Source organism: Flavobacterium sp. ALD4 (assembly GCF_002836475.1).
GTDB lineage: Bacteria > Bacteroidota > Bacteroidia > Flavobacteriales > Flavobacteriaceae > Flavobacterium.
The window spans coordinates 1,289,827-1,314,179 of record NZ_PJBJ01000030.1 but is presented as its reverse complement, the minus strand read 5'-3'; the positions used below and the strand labels follow the sequence as shown (position 1 = coordinate 1,314,179).

At 35.7% G+C, this 24,353-nt stretch carries 19 protein-coding genes and 1 pseudogene; 11 read left to right on the top strand and 9 right to left on the bottom strand.

From position 1 onward, the window contains the following. Window positions 1-75: 75 nt before the first annotated feature. Entirely contained in the window at window positions 76-1,122 is a 1,047-nt protein-coding gene (locus CXF59_RS14435) for an NAD(P)-dependent alcohol dehydrogenase (protein ID WP_101138429.1), read from the bottom strand. Between the two features lie 119 nt (window positions 1,123-1,241). Beyond that, on the bottom strand, window positions 1,242-2,492 hold the full coding sequence (locus tag CXF59_RS14430; RefSeq protein WP_101138428.1) for an ABC transporter permease: 1,251 nt from the start codon (window positions 2,490-2,492) through the stop codon (window positions 1,242-1,244). A gap of 165 nt (window positions 2,493-2,657) precedes the next feature. Here CXF59_RS14430 and purH point away from each other — a divergent pair, with 165 nt between their 5' ends. Genes purH through rodA form a run of 6 tightly spaced genes read left to right on the top strand, consistent with a single transcriptional unit; the run spans window position 2,658 to window position 9,830 of the window. Then, a complete protein-coding gene (purH, locus tag CXF59_RS14425; protein WP_101138563.1) occupies window positions 2,658-4,184 on the top strand; it encodes a bifunctional phosphoribosylaminoimidazolecarboxamide formyltransferase/IMP cyclohydrolase in 1,527 nt (508 codons plus the stop codon). A gap of 55 nt (window positions 4,185-4,239) precedes the next feature. After that, window positions 4,240-5,268, top strand: coding sequence for a rod shape-determining protein (locus tag CXF59_RS14420; protein ID WP_016988233.1), 1,029 nt, complete (start codon window positions 4,240-4,242; stop codon window positions 5,266-5,268). A gap of 57 nt (window positions 5,269-5,325) precedes the next feature. After that, window positions 5,326-6,150, top strand: a complete 825-nt coding sequence (gene mreC / locus CXF59_RS14415) for a rod shape-determining protein MreC (protein WP_101138427.1) — start codon at window positions 5,326-5,328, stop codon at window positions 6,148-6,150. After that, window positions 6,143-6,649, top strand: coding sequence for a rod shape-determining protein MreD (locus tag CXF59_RS15525; RefSeq protein ID WP_101138426.1), 507 nt, complete (start codon window positions 6,143-6,145; stop codon window positions 6,647-6,649). Before mreC ends, CXF59_RS15525 begins: the two co-directional genes overlap by 8 nt. Then, window positions 6,646-8,577 carry a penicillin-binding protein 2 gene (gene mrdA, locus CXF59_RS14405; protein WP_101138425.1) on the top strand — a complete coding sequence of 644 codons (1,932 nt, stop codon included), beginning with the start codon at window positions 6,646-6,648 and terminating at the stop codon, window positions 8,575-8,577. The genes CXF59_RS15525 and mrdA overlap by 4 nt, the downstream gene beginning before the upstream one ends. Window positions 8,578-8,594: 17 nt before the next feature. Continuing rightward, window positions 8,595-9,830, top strand: a complete 1,236-nt coding sequence (rodA, locus tag CXF59_RS14400) for a rod shape-determining protein RodA (protein ID WP_101138424.1) — start codon at window positions 8,595-8,597, stop codon at window positions 9,828-9,830. A gap of 245 nt (window positions 9,831-10,075) precedes the next feature. Here the strand turns inward: rodA and CXF59_RS15805 are convergent. The 3 genes and pseudogenes from CXF59_RS15805 to CXF59_RS14385 all read right to left on the bottom strand — a co-directional run. Further along, a pseudogene (locus tag CXF59_RS15805) lies at window positions 10,076-10,279 on the bottom strand (DNA/RNA non-specific endonuclease); the annotation flags it as partial. 410 nt (window positions 10,280-10,689) lie between these two features. After that, window positions 10,690-11,796 (bottom strand): ABC transporter permease, encoded by a 1,107-nt coding sequence (locus CXF59_RS14390; protein ID WP_101138422.1) that lies wholly within the window; start codon window positions 11,794-11,796, stop codon window positions 10,690-10,692. Between the two features lie 16 nt (window positions 11,797-11,812). Further along, the gene (locus tag CXF59_RS14385; RefSeq protein ID WP_101138421.1) at window positions 11,813-14,083 is read right to left on the bottom strand and encodes a carboxy terminal-processing peptidase; all 2,271 of its coding nucleotides are present in this window, start codon (window positions 14,081-14,083) and stop codon (window positions 11,813-11,815) included. Between the two features lie 208 nt (window positions 14,084-14,291). Between CXF59_RS14385 and surE the strand changes: the two genes are divergently transcribed. The 5 genes from surE to CXF59_RS14360 all read left to right on the top strand — a co-directional run bounded on the left by surE (window position 14,292) and on the right by CXF59_RS14360 (window position 19,213). Next, entirely contained in the window at window positions 14,292-15,071 is a 780-nt protein-coding gene (surE, locus tag CXF59_RS14380) for a 5'/3'-nucleotidase SurE (RefSeq protein WP_101138420.1), read from the top strand. Next, the gene (locus tag CXF59_RS14375) at window positions 15,031-15,336 is read left to right on the top strand and encodes a hypothetical protein (RefSeq protein WP_369828575.1); all 306 of its coding nucleotides are present in this window, start codon (window positions 15,031-15,033) and stop codon (window positions 15,334-15,336) included. Before surE ends, CXF59_RS14375 begins: the two co-directional genes overlap by 41 nt. An 87-nt stretch (window positions 15,337-15,423) precedes the next feature. Further along, a complete protein-coding gene (gene lpxB, locus CXF59_RS14370) occupies window positions 15,424-16,533 on the top strand; it encodes a lipid-A-disaccharide synthase (RefSeq protein WP_101138418.1) in 1,110 nt (369 codons plus the stop codon). Window positions 16,534-16,580: 47 nt separating this feature from the next. Next, on the top strand, window positions 16,581-17,078 hold the full coding sequence (locus CXF59_RS14365) for a C40 family peptidase (RefSeq protein ID WP_101138417.1): 498 nt from the start codon (window positions 16,581-16,583) through the stop codon (window positions 17,076-17,078). 98 nt (window positions 17,079-17,176) lie between these two features. Then, window positions 17,177-19,213, top strand: a complete 2,037-nt coding sequence (locus tag CXF59_RS14360) for a ComEC/Rec2 family competence protein (RefSeq protein ID WP_101138416.1) — start codon at window positions 17,177-17,179, stop codon at window positions 19,211-19,213. Between the two features lie 3 nt (window positions 19,214-19,216). On the opposite strand, the gene CXF59_RS14355 is transcribed toward CXF59_RS14360, so the two are convergent. The 4 genes from CXF59_RS14355 to CXF59_RS14340 are packed head-to-tail and all read right to left on the bottom strand — an operon-like array spanning window position 19,217 to window position 24,349. Beyond that, window positions 19,217-19,678 (bottom strand): thioredoxin family protein, encoded by a 462-nt coding sequence (locus CXF59_RS14355; protein WP_101138562.1) that lies wholly within the window; start codon window positions 19,676-19,678, stop codon window positions 19,217-19,219. A gap of 45 nt (window positions 19,679-19,723) precedes the next feature. Beyond that, window positions 19,724-21,265 (bottom strand): peptide MFS transporter, encoded by a 1,542-nt coding sequence (locus tag CXF59_RS14350; protein ID WP_101138415.1) that lies wholly within the window; start codon window positions 21,263-21,265, stop codon window positions 19,724-19,726. 36 nt (window positions 21,266-21,301) lie between these two features. Next, complete coding sequence (locus tag CXF59_RS14345; protein ID WP_101138414.1) at window positions 21,302-22,819, bottom strand: peptide MFS transporter; 1,518 nt, start codon at window positions 22,817-22,819, stop codon at window positions 21,302-21,304. A 27-nt stretch (window positions 22,820-22,846) separates the two neighbouring features. Further along, window positions 22,847-24,349 (bottom strand): peptide MFS transporter, encoded by a 1,503-nt coding sequence (locus tag CXF59_RS14340; RefSeq protein WP_101138413.1) that lies wholly within the window; start codon window positions 24,347-24,349, stop codon window positions 22,847-22,849. Window positions 24,350-24,353 lie beyond the last annotated feature (4 nt).

Sequence of the window (24,353 nt, the reverse complement as noted above, 5' to 3'; positions counted from 1 at the left end):
GGTTATTACAGGTTTGAAACATCCACTTTTTTAAAAATTTTAAATCAAAGTGCTCTTATAAAAGAGCACTTTCTTTTATTTCATTGAAGCCATGTCAATTACGAAGCGGTATTTCACATCACTTTTGTTCATGCGTTCGTAAGCTTCATTAATATAGTCCATATTGATTAATTCCACATCTGAAACGATATTATGCTCAGCACAATAATCTAACATTTCTTGTGTTTCTGCAATTCCACCAATCAAACTTCCCATAATACTTTTGCGTTTCAGTACTAACGACGCAGCTGGAATTACAGCTGGAGCAGATGGCATTCCAACAATAATCATGGTACCGTTAGTATTCAATAAATTTAAATACTCATTATAATCATGATCTGCTGAAACAGTGTTTAGAATAACATCAAACTCACTAGCTAGTGATTTCATTACTTCAGGATCAGAAGTTAAGGCAAAATGATGTGCCCCTAATTTTTTAGCATCTGCTTCTTTAGATGGCGAATGACTCAACATAGTTACCTCGGCACCAAAAGAAGCTGCAAATTTAACAGCCATATGACCTAAGCCACCTAAACCAAGAACTCCTACTTTATGTCCTTTACCTACGTTTAAACGACGCAATGGAGAATAAGTGGTGATTCCAGCGCACAGTAAAGGGGCAACTCCTGAAAGTTCTAATTTATCTGAAATATGTAAAGTATACTCTTCATCAGCGGTAATACTTGTGGAGTAGCCTCCGTAAGTTGGAATCTTTGTCCCTCTTTCATAGCTATTATAAGTTCCTGTCATTCCTTCATCACAAAGTTGCTCATCACCTGCTTTACAACTCTGACAAGTTCTGCAAGAATCAACGAAACATCCTACACCTGCTATTTCACCAACTTTGAATTTAAACACCGCACTACCTACTGCAGTAACTTTACCAACGATTTCATGGCCGGGAACTAATGGATAAATAGCCGGTCCCCAATCTCCTTTGGCGGTATGTATGTCTGAGTGGCATACGCCACTATAAAGTATCTCTATTTGCACTTCTTTTTCACCAAGCTCTTTTCTTTCAAATGTAAAAGGCCTTAATGGAGTTTCCGCATCGTATGCTGCATAAGCGTTAATTGCTTTCATATCTTTTGTTTTAATTAAAATCAAAAGTACAAAAATGATATCCTCTCTTTGTTAATACTATGGTAAATGAATCAAGACTACCTGTCCATCTACCTAGCAATAATCAACATGGCAGAGACTTACATACCCGTTCTAATTGCCTCAACAGGGTCTAATTTTGAAGCCGTTATAGCGGGCAGTATGCCTGCAATCAGACCAATTAACCCTGCTAATACTGTCCCTAAAAGAATATTCCCCATCCCTAGAACAAATTCGAAGTCCAATACATTAGTTAATACCAATGCAATAATCCAGACTAAAAACAATCCGATTACCCCGCCAATTACTGACAGGATCACCGCTTCGAATAAAAATTGAAACAGGATGAATCTGTTTTTAGCTCCTAATGATTTTTGAATTCCTATTAGATTCGTCCGTTCCTTTACTGAAACAAACATAATATTAGCAATACCAAAACCTCCCACTAAAAGCGAAAACCCACTAATCATCCATCCACCAACTTTCATATTTAAAATAAACCCATCAATTAAATCCGTAAAACCGGAGAATACATTGATAAAAAAATTATCCATTTCACCAGCTTTCACCCCTCTATAGTCCCTTAATTTTTGCGCTATTTCAGCCTTATACGCCTCCATGTCCACTCCTTCATTGGGTTTTAAAACAATAACATTTACTAAAGACTCATTATTATCTCCGTACAACTGCCTTAGGAAATTAACAGGAATAAAAGCTGAAGTATCATCACTTTGGCCAAACAGCGGCGCACCTTGTTTCTTCAACACTCCAATCACCGTAAAGCGCTGGCCATATACCCTTACATTTTTCCCGATTGGCTCTACTGCATCAAAAAGAGATTCTACAATTTCACTACCTAAAACAATGACTTTTGCACCTGAATTCGCTTCCGACTCATTGTAAAACCTTCCTTTTTCGAACTCCAGCCCTTTAATATCAATAAATTCATAAGAAACCGGTACCATATTAACATCACTTACCGTATTTGAATCGTACTTTATAGATTCTCGTTTGGTAAAAATTTGATAGCCTAATTCATCCGTATTTGTCATAGACCCTTTCATATAGGTATATTCATCATACTTAATATTAGGAAACTGCTCTCTTTTCCACTTTGGAATCTCAGAAGGCCCAAAAGAAAATTTCATTAAATAAATCGTATTTTTATCTAAACCACTTAGATCATCCGTGATTTTTCTGTCTAACGAGTCGACTGCAGCAAGAACCGCTATAATAGAGAAAATTCCGATAGTCACGCCCAGCAAAGACAGTAAAGTTCGCAACATATTACTCCGCAATGCATTAATAGCAAAAGCAAAACTTTCTTTCAACAATCGGAGATATACTAGCATAAAAACTTTTTTGTGTTATTGTAAAAATCTGAAAATAATATTCAAAAACCAAATAATAAACGGTACTTCAAGTTGGTCTAATTTTTTAAGACAATGTTACAACACTTCATAGAAATTTATAATCAAAAAAAAACTATTTTTGCACTTTATAACAATAACTACATAATGAACACAACTAAAACGATTCAGTCAGCATTAATTTCAGTATTTTCAAAAGAAGGTTTAGAACCTATAGTTAGAAAACTACATTCTCAAGATGTTGTTTTATATTCTACAGGGGGAACTGAAGATTTTATAAAAAATTTAGGCATTCCTGTAACAGCTGTTGAAGATGTCACTTCTTACCCTTCAATCTTGGGCGGAAGAGTAAAGACATTACACCCGAAAGTTTTTGGAGGTATCTTAAACCGTCAAGATAATGAAAGTGATGTTCAACAAATGAAGGAGTTTGACATTCCACAAATTGATTTAGTGATTGTTGATTTGTACCCTTTTGAAAAAACAGTTGCTTCTGGAGCTAGCGAAAGTGATATCATTGAAAAAATAGATATTGGCGGAATTTCTTTAATTCGTGCTGCCGCAAAAAATTTCAAGGATACCGTTATAGTTGCATCCGTAGACGAATATAGTTTACTTTTAGATTTGATAACAGATCAAAATGGTGCAACAACACTTGCAGACAGAAAACTATTAGCAACAAAGGCTTTTCACGTTTCGTCACATTATGACACTTCTATCTTTAACTATTTCAATACTGACGAAACTATTTTCAAAGCAAGTATCGCAGATGGTCAGATACTAAGATACGGAGAAAACCCTCATCAAAAAGGATTCTTCTTTGGTGATTTTGATGCCATGTTTAATAAATTACACGGAAAAGAACTATCATACAACAACTTACTTGATGTAGACGCAGCAGTAACATTGATTAGCGAATTCAAAACTGATGACCCTACTTTTGCCATATTAAAACACAATAACGCTTGCGGTCTGGCTACAAGAAAAACCATCAGTGACGCTTATAACGTTGCCTTAGCTTGTGACCCTACATCAGCATTTGGTGGAGTATTGATTGCAAATACAAAAATAGATGTTGCTACGGCAACTGAAATAAACAAATTGTTTTGCGAAGTTGTTATTGCTCCTGAATACGATGCTGAAGCAATTGAAATTTTACAACAAAAGAAAAACAGAATTATTTTAATTCAAAACGAAGTAGACTTACCGCAAAAACAAGTTAGAACTTGCCTAAACGGACTTTTAATTCAAGAAAGAAATAGAATCACTGACAATAAAGAAGATCTAAAAACCGTTACTACAACCACTGCTACAGAGCAGGAAATTCAAGATTTAATATTCGCTTCTAAAGTTTGTAAAAACACAAAGTCTAACACTATTGTTTTTGCAAAAAACGGAACACTCATTTCATCCGGAACAGGCCAAACTTCTAGAGTTGACGCACTACTTCAAGCAATTGAAAAAGCAAAAACTTTTGGTTTTGATTTAAACGGAGCCGTTATGGCTAGCGATGCTTTTTTTCCTTTCCCAGATTGTGTAGCCATTGCAAAAGACGCAGGCATAGCGGCTGTTATTCAGCCAGGAGGGTCTATAAAAGACCAATTGAGCATCGACTATTGCAATGAGAATAAACTTGCAATGGTATTTACTGGAACACGTCATTTTAAGCATTAATTTGTTTAACTTTGTGCGCTCCTAATTTTTAACATTTTAAACCCCTGAAAAACTTATGGGATTTTTTGATTTCATGACCGAGGATATCGCGATAGACCTTGGTACCGCTAACACTTTAATCATACATAATGATAAAGTCGTAATTGACAGCCCATCAATAGTTGCTCGAGACAGAATCTCGGGTAAAATCATTGCAGTTGGTAAAGAAGCTAACTTGATGCAGGGTAAGACACATGAAAACATTAAGACAATAAGACCTTTGAAAGATGGTGTAATTGCCGATTTTGATGCTTCAGAGAAAATGATCAGTTTGTTTATAAAAAGTATTCCTGCTTTGAAAAAAAGAATGTTTACCCCCGCTCTTAGGATGGTGGTTTGTATCCCTTCTGGAATTACTGAAGTTGAAATGAGGGCTGTGAAAGAGTCTTGTGAAAGAGTGAATGGTAAAGAAGTATATTTAATTCACGAACCTATGGCAGCAGCAATTGGTATCGGTATCGATATTATGCAACCTAAAGGTAACATGATTGTTGACATAGGTGGAGGTACAACTGAAATCGCTGTAATTGCACTAGGTGGAATTGTATGTGATAAATCAGTGAAAATTGCTGGTGACGTTTTTACAAATGATATCGTATACTATATGCGTACCCAACACAATCTATTTGTTGGAGAAAGTACTGCCGAAAAAATAAAAATCCAAATAGGAGCTGCGATCGAAGACTTAGAAACTCCTCCAGAAGACATGTCCGTTCAAGGAAGAGATTTACTTACCGGTAAACCAAAACAAGTAGAGGTTTCTTATAGGGAAATCGCTAAAGCGTTAGACAAATCAATTCAAAGAATTGAGGATGCGGTTATGGAAACTTTGTCACAAACTCCTCCAGAATTAGCAGCAGACATCTACAATACAGGCATTTACCTTGCTGGCGGTGGTTCGATGTTAAGAGGATTGGACAAAAGAATTTCTCAGAAAACAGATTTACCTGTTTACATTGCAGAAGATCCGTTAAGAGCAGTAGTTCGAGGAACGGGAATGGCTCTTAAAAACCTTTCGAAATTTAAGAGTATCTTAATAAAATAAGATGTTGAAGAATTCCGTTTAGAAGCAAATCCTGAAACAAAATAATTAGACAAGAGAATGCAGCAAATATTTAATTTTATATTCAAAAACAGTACTAGAATACTGTTTTTGCTGTTATTATGCATTTCGTTTTTGCTTACGATACAAGCTCACTCCTACCACAGAAGTAAAATAATAAGCTCCGCTAATTATTTAAGCGGTGGAGTCTATGAAAAAATCAATAATGTGAGCGAATATTTGAATTTAAAAACTCAAAATGATGCTTTGGCAACTGAAAACGCAAGACTAAAAAGCATTTTGTTTGCCACTACCGACTCTATATCCATTACAAAATTAGAAAAGACAAAAGACAGACAACCTTATGACATTGTGGTTTCCAAAGTGATTCACAACTCATACAATGTTCATGAAAACTACCTTACTTTAAATTCCGGTGCCTCACAAGGAGTAAAATCGGATATGGGAGTTATCAATAATTTAGGATTAGTGGGAATCATAGACAATACTTCGCCAAATTACTCTACCGTTCTTAGCATTTTGAATGTAAAATCTCGAATAAATGCCAAAATAAAAAAATCAAATCATTTCGGCTCTTTAATTTGGAATGGAAAAAGTACTGGTTTTGTTCAATTGATAGATGTACCAAGATTAGCTTCTGTAAGAAAAGGAGATACTATTGTCACTGGTATGCAATCCGAGATTTTTCCAGAAAACATAAATATTGGAACTATTGAGAAAGTATACATTGACAATAAAACCAATTATTACACTTTAGATATAAAACTTTTTAACGACATGACAAATTTGGGTCACGTATATATTCTAAAAAGCAAATGCCGAGATGAACTTAATAATTTAGAAAAAGTCAAAAAAAATGAATAGCACTCTGTTCGTCAATATTTTTCGGTTTATTTTATTATTGGCCGTCCAGATTGTTATTTTTAACAATATGAATTTTTTGGGGTTTATAATGCCCCTTCCATACATGCTGTTTATTATTTTGTATCCTGTTAATGGAAACAGAGCAGGGCTTTTACTAACCAGTTTTCTCTTAGGACTCACATTGGATGTGTTTTCTAATTCAGGAGGAGTACATGCTGCTGCCTGTGTGACTCTAGCATATCTTAGGCCTTATATATTTAAGTTTGCGTTTGGAATTAGTTATGAATACCAAACCATAAAATTAAACGATGTATTAACGCCTGAACGGTTCTCATTTATATTAATTTCAGTAATAATTCATCACTTCACGTTATTTATATTAGAAGCATTTCAAGTCAGCTTCTTCTGGGACATATTAATACGGACATTATTAAGCACCGTGTTTACTATCATTAGCTGTATCATAATTATATACCTAATCAAGCCAAATAAACGATGAGAAAGCTCCTGCTACCTTCCTTAATTATCATCGGAGCATTATTGCTGTTGATCCGAATATTTTATTTGCAGGTTATCAACGACAGCTTCAAATTAAAATCAGACAATAACGCCATTAAAATAAAATATGACTACCCTGAAAGAGGTTATATTTTTGATAGATATGGTAAGCTATTAGTATCAAATCAAGCATCCTATGATATCATGGTAATTCCTAGAGAATTAAAAAACATTGATACATTAGAATTTTGCAAATTATTAAAAATAACAAAGGAGGATTACATAAAAACAATAGCTAAAGCTAAAGTGTACAGCCCACGCCTTCCCTCCGTTTTTTTATCTCAATTAAATAAGAGCGAATTTGCTGCATTTCAAGAAAAAATACGAAAATTTGAAGGCTTTTACTTTCAAAAACGTTCGCTTCGTGATTATGAAGTGGATTTTGGGGCAAATGTTTTTGGGTTTATCACTCAAGTTAACGAACGATTAATTGCTAAAAACCCGTACTATAATAGTGGTGATTTGATAGGCCGCCAAGGTGTTGAAGAAAGTTATGAAGAAATCCTACGAGGAATAAAGGGGGTTAAATATTTTCAAAAAGACAAATACAACAGAGAAATAGGTTCTTATAAAGACGGAAAATATGATACTATTGCGGTACAAGGAGAAGATATAAACCTTACACTTGATGCTGAACTGCAAAGGTATGGGGAACAATTAATGATTGATAAAAGAGGTGGAATAGTGGCTATCGAGCCTAAGACTGGGGAAATTTTAGCACTTATCACTGCTCCATCTTACGATCCTTCTATTCTGGTTGGTAGACAGCGATCTAAAAACTATACCTTATTGTACTACGACTCCATTGCAAAACCACTTTATGACAGAGGCCTTTTAGCTGAGTACCCTCCAGGATCCCCTTTTAAGATATTAACAGGTCTAATAGGATTGCAAGAAGGAATAATTGACGAACAGACAACTTTTATGTGCCATCATGGTTTTAGCTATGCGGCAGGACGATTTATGAAATGTCACGGTTTTGGCCCACACCAATTGAATAATGGAATCTACAATTCCTGTAACACCTATTTTGCTAACGTTTACATGAAAACGATTAATAAGTACGTACAACCTTCCTATGCAGTTGATGTTTGGAGTGATCATCTTAAAAGCTTTGGACTCGGTGATTTTATGGGATATGATTTACCTACTGGAAAAAGAGGAAATATTCCTGATTCAAAAACTTACAAACGCATGTACCCTAACGGAGGTTGGAGAAGTACCACCATCATCTCAAACTCTATTGGACAGGGTGAGGTCCTGATGACTCCAATTCAACTGGCCAGTATGATGGCTACAGTTGCTAATGAAGGTTATTATTACACGCCTCATATCATCAAAAAAATTAAGGGTACAGCAATTGACCCTAAATTTAAGGTTAAGCATCAAACGACAATCGACAAAAAGTATTTCAAACCGATGATCAAAGGTCTGTTTGACGTTTATAACTTAGGTACGGCTAGCACATTAAGGGTGGAAGGAATTGATATCGCCGGTAAAACAGGTACAGCAGAAAATTTTGCCAAAATTGGAGGAAAAAGAGTTCAGCTAAAGGATCACTCTATTTTTGTGGCTTTTGCCCCAAAAGATAATCCAAAAATTGCCATAGCCATTTTAGTGGAAAATGGTGGATTTGGAGCAACAATTGCGGGACCTATCGCCAGTTTAATGATTGAAAAATATCTTAGAAAAAAAATATCAAGGACCGACTTAGAAACAAGAATTCTAAAAACTAGCTTACGAGAACAATATGCAAAATTAGGCGGGATGAAAGAAGCTAGCGCTATTGAAACTACACCTAAAGACTCCACCAGCAGAAATAATACAATTAACACTTTTATACCCATAGACTCTACTAATCAAAATTAAAAAGAGATTCATTTCAAATGAAAAATCAAAGCATAAAGAAAAATCTGGACTGGACATGTATACTAATTTATAGTGCACTTGTGATAATGGGTTGGTTAAACATCTACTCTTCATCCTTGTCGTCTATAGAAGGTACGTACCAGAAACAGTTTGTATTTATTTTATTGACCATTCCTTTGATTTTCATAATACTTGCCATTGACGGTAAATTTTATGAAAAATATGCGAGTATCATTTTTGTTGTTTCCTTATTATCACTGGCCGGTCTTTTTCTGTTTGGTAAAACCATAGCAGGACAACGATGCTGGTATGCCCTTGGAAGTTTCACAATACAACCCTCTGAATTTGCAAAAGCTGCAACCTCCTTAGCTTTAGCAAAATTTTTAAGCGACTCACAAATTAATTTAAAAGAACCAACTCGCCAAATGCAAGCCCTTGCGATTGTATTTTTACCTGTACTCCTGATTCTGCCGCAACCAGACCCTGGTAGTGCACTAATCTACAGCATCTTTATCATTGTTTTATATCGAGAAGGACTGCCTTCATGGTATGTATGGACCGGTTTTGTGACTATTGCCTTATTTGTACTCACCTTAGTTTTTGAACCACAATACGTTATATTATTAGCGTTATTAGTCGTCTTAATCGTTCATTTCAAATCAAGATTAGGAGACCGAAACATCCTTTTAAGCAGTATTCTATTTGCATTGATTTCAGGTTTTGTACTATCAGTAAGTTATGTTTTCCAAAATGTCTTTAAACAACACCATAGAGATCGTTTTAATATCTTATTGGGTAAAACCGTCGATTTGAAAGGAATCGGATACAATACCAACCAATCTGAAATTGCTATTGGCTCTGGAGGATGGCTAGGAAGAGGTTTCCTAGAAGGAACTCAAACTAAAGGAGGATTTGTACCGGAACAACATACTGATTACATCTTTACCACCGTTGGTGAAGAATGGGGCTTTGTGGGATCTCTAGTGGTAATCACATTATTTGTTAGTTTATTTCTTAGAGTAATCTACTTGGCCGAACGACAAAAAACAAAATTTAGTCGGGTATATGGATATTGCGTAGCCGGAATTCTATTTACCCACTTCTTTGTAAACATTGCAATGGTAGTTGGTGTTTTCCCTACAATTGGAGTTCCATTACCTTTCTTTTCTTATGGAGGATCTGGACTTTGGGGGTTTACTATTTTGTTATTTATCTTTCTTAAAATGGATGCCAACAAGGTGAATGAGTGGTAAACTACTAATTACTTAATTACAAACCCAAGATTTATAATCACTACTTTTTTCTCAACTATTTACGACTGTATCTTCAATTTTGAAAAAAATAAACATTAGTGATTTTTTCAATACTGCCTAACGACAACAAAAAATTGTCAAGGGACTTTTGACTTGGCTCATTGCGAATTAAAAAAGAACTCATATTATAGTTTCCAACATCGTTATTCAATACAATATTATGGAAGCAAACAACACTACCACTTTTATTTATCGCATGTTTTCGATGAATTTTTAAAAGCAACCCCAATTGTACTATAAACGCTATCATCCCGCACAGCCCAATAGTGATCTTTTTGTTCTAATCTATCCCACCACCCAGCATTACTCTCATGACCTTGAGGGGAACTACTAGAAGTGTAGAAGGTGTCATTGTAACCATCTACATCAAACTGCATGTATCCAGCAAGGCAAAGATGAACTTTACCATATCCTCACTCTTTATAATTTCTCCATTCGGCAGCGGCACTTTTAACTATTGGGTCTACAATAAAATACTGTATTTTACAATTATTGTTGGTGACGTACTCTTTTTTTAATACATAAGCAAACCATTCACCCTATTGCCCTTATTCGTTATAAGACAGCGTATAGTACTTTTGATTGACAGTCTCATTTGACGAGAACGGAGGCAACAGAACCGAAATAAATTAGAGCAAAACACATCTTCTTTTGCTTAAGCATAAGTAGATTTACTTTTAGTTATTGCGTTAGGTCCTTCACAATCCTTATTACAAGAAGAGAGAACACCATCAATACCATGCTCATTAAAAAGAAGTTTCCATGTTACATTCTAAAAATATTGATTTAGCCAACTACTTTATTGTTTCACATCCAAGGCGTCTCGCAAAGCATTTCCCATCATCATAAAAGCTAAGGTTAATAACATGATGGCCATGCCGGGAACCATAGCTAAGTAAGGCTTGCCAAGTATAATGTAACTGTAGTGATCCTTTATAATGCTTCCCCAACTCGGGATCGGCGGCTGCGCGCCTAATCCCAGAAAACTCAAACCACTCTCCACCAATATAGCTGAAGCAAAATTAGCAGCTGAAATAACAATCACCGGCGCCATAATGTTAGGTAGAATATGATTGAAAATAATACGGAAATCGCCAAATCCTAAAGCTCTGGCTGCAGTAACATATTGCATTTCCTTAACACTTATCACCTGACCACGGACTACACGAGCCACTTCAACCCACATCGTTAATCCCACAGCAACAAAAACCTGCCAAAAACCTTTGCCTAATGCCAATGTGATGGCAATAACAAGAAGCAGTGTCGGTATCGACCAAATAATATTAACAAGCCACATAATCAACCCATCAACTTTTCCTCCAAAATACCCCCCTATTGCACCAAAAAAGATCCCCACAATTAGAGAAATCAAGACGGCTACAATACCAATCGAAATAGAAACTCTGGAACCAATTAACATCCTGCTGAGTAAGTCCCTCCCATATTTATCAGTACCTAAATAAAAAGTTCTGTTTTTAATAAAGCCCTGCTCTACTAATAAAATTGAGCTTTGTCCCGCAAAGGCTTTCAGGCCAACCTCTTTAACCATTTTTAGTGATGGTTCATCATTATATTCAACATAAACGATGGTGTTTCCCACTACCTTGTAACTTTCGATAGCCACTTCAGTAACACTATTTGGAAAGCCTAAAAAATAATTCTTAACCGTACTACTTTGTTTCTCCTGCAAAGGAATAAATAGCATATTCACATTGAAACCCGGCGGTTTCGAATGAATAGACAAATGCATTTGGTTTGCATTTTCTGAATTATCAGGAGCTAAGACATAAGCAAATGTCGAAACAAAAAGTAAGATTACGATAAACGTAAAACTGAAAACGCCCCAAAAATTCTTTTTGAATTTATGGAGCGCAATTACAGTTAATGATTGTGTTGTATTATTCATTTAAAGAAGGCTACACTTATGCTTTCGCTAGTTTTTCTTTTTTAATTTTAGAAGGACTTGCCTTTTTCAAAATAACTTTAGTCTGCAAATCATCTAAAACATTTAATGCTTCCTCAACATAAATATCTTTAGATAAACCTTCATGCCACCTGTCTCTCTTCTCTTTTAAAATACTGTCCTTACTAGTTTCCACTATTTCATATGGTAAAGACGAAAACTTTAATGAATTCTTATACTGAGAAATAGGCTTGTATTTTTTAGCCTTTTCTTCAATTGCATTTTGAGCAATTTTAAATTTATCTTTATTTAAACTATAGGTGCTTTCCTCACTTCTACTATCAATCCATTTTGCATTATCCTCGATTAATTTGAATTGCTCATTATGGGCAATTCTTTGTTTACTGTTTAAAATGGCTTTATTAAAATTCGCTGCTTTATCCCAAACTGTATAAACAGCAGCATCGATTTTATCCCAAGGCATAGCATGATCAACATCTCTTTCCCCCATTTTTAAATAAGCATATCTATCCGGCATAACGACATCGCTACTCACTCCTTCTAATTGGGTTGAACCACCATTTATTCTATAAAATTTTTGGGTTGTTGTTTTCAAGGCCCCCAAATCTCCCACGTCACTACTTCGTACAAATTGGTTTAAATCGATAACATTCTGTACCGTTCCTTTACCATAAGTTTGTTTACTACCAATGATAATACCTCTTTTATAATCCTGGATTGCGGCAGCTAAAATTTCTGAAGCTGAGGCGGAAAAACTATTTACCATAATTACTAATGGACCATCCCATTCAATTTTTTTATCTCTATCGTATAGAACCTCTTTTTTTCTTCCTGCTGATTTGATCTGCACAATTGGACCTTGCTCGATGAACAGTCCAGCGATATCAACAACCGTCGATAGCGAACCTCCTCCATCATCGCGTACATCAAGCACAATTCCGTCTACTTTTGCCATTTTGAGTCTTTCTACTTCTAAAGCAATGTCTTTTCCAGCATCTCTACCGTCTTTATTTTCAAAATCAATATAGAATTTCGGTAAATAAATAACTCCGTATTTTAAACCGTTTTTAGTAACCACACTAGACTTGGCATAAGTTTCTTCAATCTCTACAACATCTCTAATTATGGAAATAACTTTAATTGTACCATCCACTTTTTTCACGGTAAGACGAACTTCCGTACCTTTGGGGCCCTTGATTTTTTTGACAACATCATCAAGACGCATTCCCACAACATCAACAGCCAGTCCATTTCCTTGAGCCACTTTCATCACTAAGTCTCCCGCTTCGAGCTGTTTTCCTCTCCAAGCAGGGCCTCCTGAAATAAGTTCAGATATTTCGGTAAAATCATTTTTCTTTTGAAGACGTGCCCCGATACCCTCCAGTTTCCCGCTAATACTTACATCAAAACGTTCTTTTTCTTCAGGTGCAAAATAATTTGTGTGAGGATCATAACCCGAGGTGATGGAGTTTATATAAACTGAAAACCAATCATCCCTGTCTAAATCATTCATGAAACCAAAATATTCATCCAAAGATTTCTTTGCACTTTCACGTGTTTCCTTTTCTAATTCCGCAAAAGTTTTCGTTTTATCCTCTTTCGCATTTTCTTTAACGATTTTGTCTGAGTCGTCAAAATTAATTGTTTCTCCGTCCTTAGAATCTTCAGTTAAATCTTTATCCTCATTAACTTCAACTCCATTAATATTTTTTTCCTGAGCTCTCATACGCTCTGTCAAAGAGGAAAGTGCCGACAATTTGATCTGCTTTCTCCATCTTTCGGTAAGTTCTGCAGTGTTTTTTGCATAAGGCGATTTATCATAATCGGTGTTAAAACTCTCATCGATTGAATAGTCAAAAGGCACATTCATAATACCTTCATATATTTTTTTACTTTCTTCCATTCTTTTCATCAAACGATCATAAGAAAGATTGAAAAAAGTCAAATCCTTATTAATCAACTGATCATCTAACTCTGTTTCAAATTTTGAAAATTCATCAATATCAGATTGCAGGAAAAATCGTTTTGAAGGGTCTAAAGCTTGGACATAGTCCTTATAAACACCTTTGGAGAAATCGTCATCTATAGACGCAGGACTATAGTGTCCTTTTTCAAGTACAAAAGTTAATAATTCTAGTAGTAACTTGTCTTTGTCCTGATTAGAATCAACCCGTGATTTCAAATTAAATGCAAATAATGTCGCCGAAAGAAGAACAATTGCAAGTAATATTTTATAATTTCTTTTCATAAAGTTAAGAATAGTATTCATCCAAATTTTTGAACTAATATACGGTAAAAACTATGCCAACAATCGTAAATTCTACCTAAATTTTTGTTAAAGATATAAAATTGTTTTTTTTGTTTTCCTTTAATCTTTGAAGTTAATTAATTTTGTTTTCTTTGTTCTAAATATATAAATCTGCGAAATCTAATTTGCTTGCAAAAGCAGTAATTACACCATAAAAAACAATAGAAATATGGCTACAGCGAAACCTTTAATCTTGATAACGAACGACGATGGCGTTTCGGCTCCCGGACTCCGGGCACTAATCGCCGTTATGGCAGAAATAGGCGACGTTTTAGTCGTGGCACCCGACAAACCTCAAAGTGGTATGGGTCATGCTATAACCACAAATAACACTTTGTATTTAAACAAACTATCGAAAGAGAATGATGTTATTGAAGAATATAGCTGCTCAGGAACTCCAGTGGATTGCGTTAAATTAGCGGTAAATGAAATCCTAAAGAGAAAACCAGATTTATGCGTATCAGGAGTAAATCACGGCTCTAACTCTTCCATCAACGTAATTTATTCAGGGACGATGAGTGCCGCCGTCGAGGCAGGGATTGAAGGAATTCCAGCAATAGGCTTTTCCCTTTTAGACTTCGAATGGAATGCCGACTTTGAGACCATGAAGCCCTTTATTCGAAAAATCACCTTAGAGGTTTTAGAAAACAGTTTACCACAAGGAGTCGTGTTAAACGTGAATTTCCCTAAATTAACCAAGGAACATATCAAAGGAATCAAAATATGCCGTCAGGCAAAGGCCCTTTGGATAGAAAAATTTGACAAACGACAAACGCCGCAGGGCAGAGATTATTATTGGCTAGCCGGAGAGTTTGTAAATCAGGACAAAGGCGAAGACACAGACGAATGGGCTCTTGCAAACGGGTACATTTCTGTAGTTCCTATTCAATTCGATTTAACGGCATATCATGCCACACAAGAACTCAACACTTGGAAATGGAATGAATAAAACAGCATTGTTAAAAGGATTTTTACTTGGAATTATGGCTTCTGCATTGGGCGCTTTTATTTTTATAACCTTGTTTTCCCCTTATAATTTTATAACGGGAATTCAAATTATGAAATCTCGGGGTTCACTGGGTAAATTAATTACGCTCGGTTCTATTCTTGACTTACTTGTCTTTGCTATTTTATTAAAACTAAACAAAGATGGTATTGCGCGAGGTGTTGTACTGGCAGTAATTGTTTTAACCGTTTTGACTTTGTTTATTTAAAAATAACAACTGATTTGCTTGATTGATGAACATTCAATACCTAATTTTGAATGCAGAAGTTTTTTAAAACTAATTCACATCCTTAAAATGAAATACTACATTCTAGCCGGAGAAGCATCAGGAGACTTGCATGGATCTAATTTGATTAAGGAAATATTCGAACAAGATAAAGAGGCACAAATAAGATGTTGGGGTGGCGATTTAATGCAACAAGCTGGAGCCGAATTAGTTTCTCATTACAAAGAACGAGCTTTTATGGGCTTTGCGGAGATCATAAAAAACCTTTCTTCCATCTTAGATTTTATAAAGACATGTAAACAAGACATTGCAGATTACAAACCCGATGCCTTAATCTTTATAGATAATTCTGGTTTCAACCTTAGAATTGCTAAATGGGCAAAACCAGCAGGATTCAAAACCTTTTACTACATAAGTCCACAGGTCTGGGCCTCTAGAGCGAGTAGAGTAGAAACTATTAAAAAAACAATTGATCATATGTACGTGGTTTTGCCTTTCGTAAAACCTTTCTATGAAAAATACAATTATGATGTAACCTATGTAGGACATCCATTAATTGACGCTATCCATAATCACCCATCAATAGATTCTGCGGTTTTTAAAACTGAAAATCAATTGAGTGAAAAACCTATTATTGCTTTGCTTCCCGGCAGCAGGAAACAAGAAATAACCAAAATGCTTACAGGGATGTTAAGTATTGTGGAAGATTTTCCCGATTATCAGTTTGTAATTGCCGGTGCTCCAAGTCAGGAATTCTCCTTTTATGAAAATTTCATAACCAACGGCAACATTAAATTCATTTCTAATAAAACCTATGATTTATTAAAAATAGCGACGGCAGCTTTAGTTACTTCCGGCACGGCAACATTAGAAACCGCGCTTTTCAAAGTTCCAGAAGTAGTATGCTATAAAGGAAGCTGGGCTTCTTACCAAATTGCAAAACGCATCATAACCCTAAAATACATTTCCCTTGTCAATTTGATTATGGATGAGGAAGTAGTCACTGAACTAATTCAGGAAGACTTTAACACAAAGAACATCAAAAAAGAATTACAAAAAATATTGGACCCCAACCATCGTGCACAACTATTGCAAAAGTACGATATACTAGAAAAAAAGCTGGGTGGTACCGGAGCCAGCGAGCAAACAGCCAAGCTGATCGTTGCAGCCTTAAAATAACACTATTCCCAATCGGTAGCGATTGAATCCCTATAAGCCAAACTCATTTGAAAAAGTCATTTTACATACTGTCTCTAATTGCTTTATTTGCCTCTTGCAAATCTTCTTCAGTAATCACCGGCTCGTCTGCTGAAAACAAAAAGGAAAGTGCAAATCAAATTATTGATGAAATAATAAGCGCAGCATCAGAAAACATAGGGGTTCGATATAAAACGGCAGGCACAACAAAATCAGGTTATGACTGTTCCGGATTAGTATACTCCTCTTTTGGTCAATATGATGTCAAACTTCCCCGATCATCCTATGAACAATCAAAAATAGGAATTGAGTTAGGGCAAAATCTAAAAAAGGCTAAAAAAGGAGACCTGATTTTTTTTAAAACAAATAGAAGGTCTCAAATTAATCATGTGGGAATCATAACTGAAGTAGATGACGACGACATAAAGTTTATCCACGCCTCCACTTCAAAAGGGGTTATTATCTCCTCTATGAGGGAACCCTATTATCAAAATACTTTTGTTCAATTGAATCGCGTTTTAAAATAAAACGCACTACATAATCCTTTTTTTTCTAGCGAAAACGACATTCTTTACACTCTAAAAAAAACAAGTTTTTTATTGTTAAAAATCTGTACTTTAGGACTATGAAAGTGCTACAGTTTCCTTTAGCGAGAATTACGATAGGTTTTGTATCTGGGATCCTAATCACCTTTTACCTAAAACCAGATCCAGCAATCCTCTTCGGGTTGTTAACTGCTGCTTTGCTCCTTTTTGGCACAACCTACTTTCTACAAAAAATAATTCTCAAAAACACAATCTGTTTCGGGTTAAGCACTTATTTACTGTCCCTTTTGACAGGAGCCGCCACCCTCATTGTCCATACTGATTCCTATCAACAAAGTAATTACACTCACGATAGTAGTGTTTTTGATAAACCACAACTTTTGTCTCTGGTGGTAAGAGAAAAATTAAAAGGAAGCAATTCTAACGACCGCTATATCGCGCTAATTAATCAAATTGGAACTAAAGAATGCTCGGGAAAAATACTTTTGAATATCCGTAGAGACAGTGTGCATCCTATATTTGAAACTGGAACTCTATTGCGCATAAAAGGAGTATTATATAAAAATAAACTGCCGAACAACCCCAACCAATTCGATTATGGCGAATACCTGTCAAAAAAACAAATCTATGCCCAACTTTACGTTGACACAGATCAGATCAGTATTACTAACGCGTTTAAAAAAGACATATGGTATTATGCTTCCAAATTACGAACCACGATTATTCATAATCTAGAGAAAAATAATTTCCACAAAAAAGAGTTAAGTGTCGCCATAGCTTTGATTCTGGGTCAAAAACAAGATATTTCACCCGATATTATACAAGATTACCAATATGCGGGTGCTATACATGTTTTATCGGTTTCAGGATTACACGTTGGATTCCTGTTGCTGTTTTTAAACTTTGCCCTTAGCACCATCCGTAACACGAAAAGAGGCTCTTTGCTTAAGTTGACTCTAATTTTGACATCATTAGGCGCTTTTGCATTAATTGCGGGTCTTGCCCCGTCTGTTGTACGTTCAGTAACCATGTTCTCCTTTGTCGCCATAGGATATCAGTTGCGACGAAGTGTCAATGTTTACCATACTTTATTGGTTTCAATACTATTGATTTTACTTTTCCAACCTTCGTTTCTGTTTGATGTTGGTTTTCAGCTAAGTTATATCGCCTTATTCTTCATAATTTGGCTGCAACCGTTATTAGCTTCCGTTTGGAGACCAAAAAGCAAACCTCTAAAATATATTTGGGGAATCCTCACTGTTTCCTTTGCCGCACAAATTGGCACGATGCCTTTGAGCATCTATTATTTTCACCAGTTTCCAGGTTTGTTTTTCATAACCAACTTAGTAGTTATCCCATTACTGAGTTTTATAATGACATTGGGCGTTTTAGTCATGGTATTAGCCTCTTTTAATTATGTCCCGCTTTTTCTTTCAAAACCGCTGGAATGGAGCATTCATTATCTTAACAAAATAATAAATTCGATAGCCTCTTTTGAAAATTTTATAATTCGGGACATTCCATTCAACAGCTATTTACTGCTGAGTTCCTATTTGCTTATTACGGCAACTATAATTTGGTTCAAGAAACCGACTTTCAATAGACTAATCGTCGTATTACTGTCTGTAATAGCCATTCAGGTCACGTATATACAAACCCGGTGGAACATTCAAAACCAGCAAGAATGGGTGATTTTTAACCTAAAAAGGAATACCATGATAACGGAGCGCAATGGAAACAAGGTAATCCTATATGCTAATGACAGTATTAGGAATACCTCCCAAAACAACAGCGTTCTTAAATCGTATTTAACGGCTAATTTTAGCATCTTGAGCAGCAAAGAAAAAATTAAAAACACTGCCTTTTATAACGAAAATAGGATTCTGATTTTAGATAGTGCCGGCACCTATCCAAAGGATATTAGTCCTAACCTCATTCTGCTTACGCAATCCCCTAAAATAAATCTGGATCGAATGCTGCAAGTATTAAAGCCAAAAATGGTGGTGGCAGATGCATCTAATTACAAAACCATCCAGAAACACTGGAAAAACAGTTGTGAAAAACAAAAAATCCCTTTTCACGCTATTCGCGAAAAGGGATTTTTTAAACTAAATTGAGTATTATTTCTTTTTAAGAATTTGATTTGCGACAGCCAACCAAGCCGTAGCTCCTCCAGCAACATAACCGGTATTACCTAAACCTTCAAAATTGACTTTCCCTTCGGCATCTGTACCATTGGCAAAATAAATCGTGGGAAATCCTTGTATTCCGAAAGCTTGCTGCAATTCATTATTCTGTTTTTTCACTTCAGGAGTTTGAAGAGTTCTTCTTGGATAATCTAACTCAACAAGAATAACATTATCTACTGCCCATTTTGCGAATTCCGGTGTCAACAACACCTCTTTTTGCAATCTGATGCACCATCCACACCAATCGCTACCCGTAAAGAACATCATCAACGGTTTATGTTCCTTATTCCCAATAGAAATAGCCTCTTTAACATCGGTATGCCATTTCAGTTCTTGCGACTGAATCGTTTGCATCCCTATAAATAAAACGAATAGTAAAATTATTTTTTTCATATCTATCTCTTTTAGCATCTACTTAACAAATATAATGCGTTAAAACTATTTTACACCATGCATTAACTTTTTCATAAGAGGTGATAATAGTATCATTATTAAACCAGCTCCGACGGGAACTATTGTAAAAATCATAAAAAAGGTTGACAAACTATACTGTGCGGTAATTGTTTCGATCATTCCTCCCATAGAACCTGCTAATTTATTACCCATTCCAATAAATAAATAATACACTCCAAACATAATTCCTATCCAAGCTGCAGGAACTAATTTACTCACATAAGACAATCCTACTGGAGAAATACATAATTCACCAAGAGTATGAAATAAATAAGCCGCGATTAACCAAAACATACTAACTCTAACAACTGAGTCCGTATCAATACCCATACTTCCGTATGCTAAAAATCCAAAACCTAATCCCAAAAAGGTAAGTCCCAGTCCGAATTTCATTGGACCTGAAATGTTATATTTACTTTCCCACCATTTTGAAAAAGCCGGAGCAAAACCGACAATAAATAAAGAATTCAAAATTCCGAACCATGTTGCAGGAACCTCTGTACTTTCAGAAGCATATTCTCTACCTATCTTCCATATTACAATACCCCATATTATTACAAAACTAATGGACAATATAATATTCCCTGTAGCATACTTTTTAAACGTTTGTTTAAACAACTTAATCAAAACATAAGTAATAATAATCAGAGGTATTATCGTCAATAAGGCATCTGCAATTTTAAATAAAGAGGCGCTGTTTCCAAACAACTCCCTTTGCGTAAATTTTTCTGCAAAAATAGTCATAGACCCTCCTGCTTGCTCAAATGAAGCCCAAAAGAAAACTGTAAATACTGAAAAAATCAATACTGCTATAATTCTATCACGAACTACATTTGTTGGAGTATTCTCTGCCGCCGCTTTTTCTTTCGATTTCTGCTTAGATTCAGCAGTTGGCTTCAAACCAATATCACCAAATATATCCTGAGTAAAATAGAACTGTAGCATTCCGCACAACATAAAAACGCCTGCTAATCCAAAACCCCAACTCCAGGAAATTTTTTCCCCTATATATCCACAAAGCATAATCCCTAAGAAAGCACCTGCATTCACTCCCATATAGTACATTGAATAAGCACCATCTTTTTTCTCAGGATAGTCATGGTATGCATTAGAAATAATAGAGGTCATGTTGGGTTTAAATAATCCATTCCCAATAATAAGAAATCCGATTCCAATATATAAAAACAAGGGTGTTTCGACTGCCATAGATGCGTGACCCAAAGTCATAGCCAAAGCACCTAACACAACAGCCCAACGATACCCTAAATAACGATCCGCCAATAAACCTCCTATTACGGGAGTAAAATAAACCGACATAGTATAAGTCCCATATAAGGCCATGGCATTCTCAATACTCCACGCCCATCCTCCTTTTGAAAGTGACGATGTTAAAAACAACACGAGTAAAGCACGCATTCCGTAATAAGAAAAACGTTCCCACATTTCAGTGAAAAACAATACGAACAGTCCTGCAGGATGTCCAAGAACGGGGTTTTTGAAAAATTCGTCGGTTGTATTTTGACTCATTTGACTTAATTATTAGTTTGAGTTTATTTTATGATGTTATTTTTCGTTATCCTCAGCACCGTGAGTTAAACGATTTAATGGTTTTAGCAACAACATAAATATCCCTCCAATAATAACCGTAAATATTAATATTCCTAAAAACACCGAATATTCACCAAGATCACTGGCAGACTCACCAATTATCCCAGCCACTTTGTTCCCTAATCCTGTCGCCGCAAAATAAACTCCCATCATTAAAGAAGCATATTTTACTGGAGATAATTTTGTAATAAAGGACAATGCTACAGGCGAAAGACAAAGTTCACCAATAGTATGAAACAAATAAGCTAAAACTAACCATATCATACTTGAAGAACCTGATCTCTCAAATTCCATAGCAGCAAAAACCATAAATAGAAATCCAAAACCCATGATTATAATACCAATAGCCATTTTAAAGATAGAAGAAGCCTCTTTTCCTTTCAGCTTACGTTTTGCCCAAAACCCTGCTACACCAGTTGCAAAAAGTATAATAAATCCTGCATTTAAACTTTGAAACATAACAGTAGGAACTTCCCAACCAAATAGCATTCTGTCTGTTTTAGCATCAGTATATAAATTCATCAAACCTCCAGCTTGCTCAAACGCACCCCAGAAAATAATTACCATAATAAAAGACAACAGCAAAACCACAAAACGATCCTTATCTTTTTGAGAGGACAATTCTTTATAAATCATCATCATTAAGGCTACTATTACGGTAAGAAATAGAAACAGTAAACCAAAAGCCCATCCTAAATTATACCATCCAAATAAGGATAAAGCAAAAAGTATCACAGTAAATAACAATTGAGTTTTAGATTTAAGAAGGTCACCAAAAAGACGCCCATAAGAGGATTCGTCAACTTCATTTACTTCTTGCACTTCTAAGTTACCAACATGGGTTAAGTATTTTTGCCCCCAGATATAAACGACAAGTCCTAAAAGCATCGCAATACCAGCTAAACCAAAACCTGCATGCCATCCCCATTTCATAACAACAAAACCTATGACCATTGTGGCTAACAATGAACCTGTGTTTATACCGATGTAGAAAATACTAAATCCTTTATCTCGTCGTATATCTCCTTGAGGGTATAACCCTCCTACCATTGTTGAAATATTAGGCTTCAATAAACCTACTCCCAATATTACCAATCCTAAACCAGTATAAAAGGCCCATGTATCTGTCAATATTAAAACACCATGTCCAAGACAAAGTATGATCGCCCCTAAAAGAACGGCCTTTTTTTGTCCCAATAGCTTATCTGCAATCATTCCTCCCGGAATTGACATTACATATACTAACATGGTATACCATCCGTATAATGCCAAAGCCTCTTGGCTTGTCCATCCTAAACCTGCACCTCTTGCATCCTCCCCTAGCGTTGACGAGGTCATATACAAGACAAGCAATGCTCTCATTCCATAATATGAAAAACGCTCCCACATTTCTGTAAGAAATAATATAAATAATCCAATTGGATGACCAAAAAGATTCTTGTTTAAATGAGCGTCTGTAGTAGTTGTCGACATATAATTAAATTTGATTAATGTTAGTATTTATTTGACTTCCTGCATTAATTTTCTAATTAGTGGAGAAACTACTATTAGCAGCAAACCAGCAATTAAAGCATATACTGCTAATTGGTAATATCCTTCTGTATACCCCTGTAGCTTTGTAACTAAAGAGGCATTTTCATCCGGTGATGACATCCCCGCTCCAAGTAGACCTGCAGCGTACTGCCCGTAAGCACTTGCTAAAAACCACATTCCCATCATCATCCCCGACAATCTTTTTGGAGATAGTTTTGTCATGATAGACAGCCCTATTGGCGATAAGCATAGCTCCCCGAAGGTAATCACTAGATACGCCAGAGTAAAAACATTTAAAGAGGTTAAACCTTCCGCATCAGCAAAAAACCTAGTATAATAGAACACATAAAAAGCAGCAGCCAAAAACAAGAACCCGATACCAAATTTTATGACCGTATTTGGTTCTATTTTCTTCTTTGCCATAGCCAACCATAGTAAGCCCAATATCGGACTAAAAATGATGACAAACAGCGAATTCGATGTATTGTTAACAATATTAGGGTTGATTTCGAAAGACAACAAATTATGGCGTAAGTTATCTTTTGCAAACAACGCTAAAGAACCACCACTTTGTTCGTAAAATGCCCAGAATACGATAGAGAAAAGAATGAATACAAAGGCGGCAATTAATTTTTTCCGTGACGCTTCCTCTTGTTCTTTAAAAGTTTCATAAAGGAAATATAAAATAGCACATGGACCGATGGCATACATGAAGTAATCCGTATAATCAGTATTTTCAATCATTATAAGAATAAGCGGAATGCTGATTAAAGCTCCTACATAAACAGCTATTTCCTTGGTAGTTCTTTTGGAGGGTGTCTGATCCAGTAGTGGCGAATCCCCTATAGGTCCCAAGGAATGTTTCGTTACTATAAAAGTAACTAAACCGATAACCATAACAATTGCAGCTGATAAAAAGGCATAACTCCAGCCATAGTCAGGACTTGTTCCTAAATACACGCATACAGCTCCTCCTAATAATGCTCCAATATTAATTCCCGCATAAAACAAGCCAAAACCGGCATCCCTTCGACTGTCCCCAACTTTATATAACTCTCCAACCATTGAAGAAATGTTTGGCTTGAAGAAACCAGTTCCAATAATTGTAAGAGTAATTCCCAAATAGAAAAATTCCAGAGGAGAAAATGCGATTATCAGATTCCCAAGAATCATGACGCTAGCGCCAAAAAGTAGTGATTTTTTAAACCCTAAAATCTTGTCTGCAAAGATCCCCCCTATGAAGGTAAAGGCATAGACAAACGCCTGAATAGCCCCATATTTTAAATTCGCATCCCTATCGGATAATGCCAGACCCAAAATTTTATCTGCCATAAAAATAGCAAGTACCCCACGCATTCCATAAAAACAAAAACGCTCCCACATTTCAACGAAAAACAAATACCATAATTGCTTAGGGTATTTGCCTTCAAAATTTTGAATTTCTTCTAACGTTGGAATCCTATTACTCATTTAT

Excerpts from the sequence above, each read along its gene's own strand:
- lpxB (WP_101138418.1), top strand. The coding sequence starts at position 15,424 with ATGAAATACTACATTCTAGCCGGAGAAGCATCAGGAGACTTGCATGGA.
- CXF59_RS14385 (WP_101138421.1), bottom strand. The coding sequence starts at position 14,083 with ATGAATACTATTCTTAACTTTATGAAAAGAAATTATAAAATATTACTT.
- CXF59_RS14340 (WP_101138413.1), bottom strand. The coding sequence starts at position 24,349 with ATGAGTAATAGGATTCCAACGTTAGAAGAAATTCAAAATTTTGAAGGC.
- purH (WP_101138563.1), top strand. The coding sequence starts at position 2,658 with ATGAACACAACTAAAACGATTCAGTCAGCATTAATTTCAGTATTTTCA.
- surE (WP_101138420.1), top strand. The coding sequence starts at position 14,292 with ATGGCTACAGCGAAACCTTTAATCTTGATAACGAACGACGATGGCGTT.
- CXF59_RS14430 (WP_101138428.1), bottom strand. The coding sequence starts at position 2,492 with ATGCTAGTATATCTCCGATTGTTGAAAGAAAGTTTTGCTTTTGCTATT.
- CXF59_RS15525 (WP_101138426.1), top strand. The coding sequence starts at position 6,143 with ATGAATAGCACTCTGTTCGTCAATATTTTTCGGTTTATTTTATTATTG.
- CXF59_RS14350 (WP_101138415.1), bottom strand. The coding sequence starts at position 21,265 with ATGAGTCAAAATACAACCGACGAATTTTTCAAAAACCCCGTTCTTGGA.
- CXF59_RS14420 (WP_016988233.1), top strand. The coding sequence starts at position 4,240 with ATGGGATTTTTTGATTTCATGACCGAGGATATCGCGATAGACCTTGGT.
- CXF59_RS14375 (WP_369828575.1), top strand. The coding sequence starts at position 15,031 with ATGCCACACAAGAACTCAACACTTGGAAATGGAATGAATAAAACAGCA.
- CXF59_RS14360 (WP_101138416.1), top strand. The coding sequence starts at position 17,177 with ATGAAAGTGCTACAGTTTCCTTTAGCGAGAATTACGATAGGTTTTGTA.
- rodA (WP_101138424.1), top strand. The coding sequence starts at position 8,595 with ATGAAAAATCAAAGCATAAAGAAAAATCTGGACTGGACATGTATACTA.
- mrdA (WP_101138425.1), top strand. The coding sequence starts at position 6,646 with ATGAGAAAGCTCCTGCTACCTTCCTTAATTATCATCGGAGCATTATTG.
- CXF59_RS14435 (WP_101138429.1), bottom strand. The coding sequence starts at position 1,122 with ATGAAAGCAATTAACGCTTATGCAGCATACGATGCGGAAACTCCATTA.
- CXF59_RS14345 (WP_101138414.1), bottom strand. The coding sequence starts at position 22,819 with ATGTCGACAACTACTACAGACGCTCATTTAAACAAGAATCTTTTTGGT.
- mreC (WP_101138427.1), top strand. The coding sequence starts at position 5,326 with ATGCAGCAAATATTTAATTTTATATTCAAAAACAGTACTAGAATACTG.
- CXF59_RS14390 (WP_101138422.1), bottom strand. The coding sequence starts at position 11,796 with ATGAATAATACAACACAATCATTAACTGTAATTGCGCTCCATAAATTC.
- CXF59_RS14355 (WP_101138562.1), bottom strand. The coding sequence starts at position 19,678 with ATGAAAAAAATAATTTTACTATTCGTTTTATTTATAGGGATGCAAACG.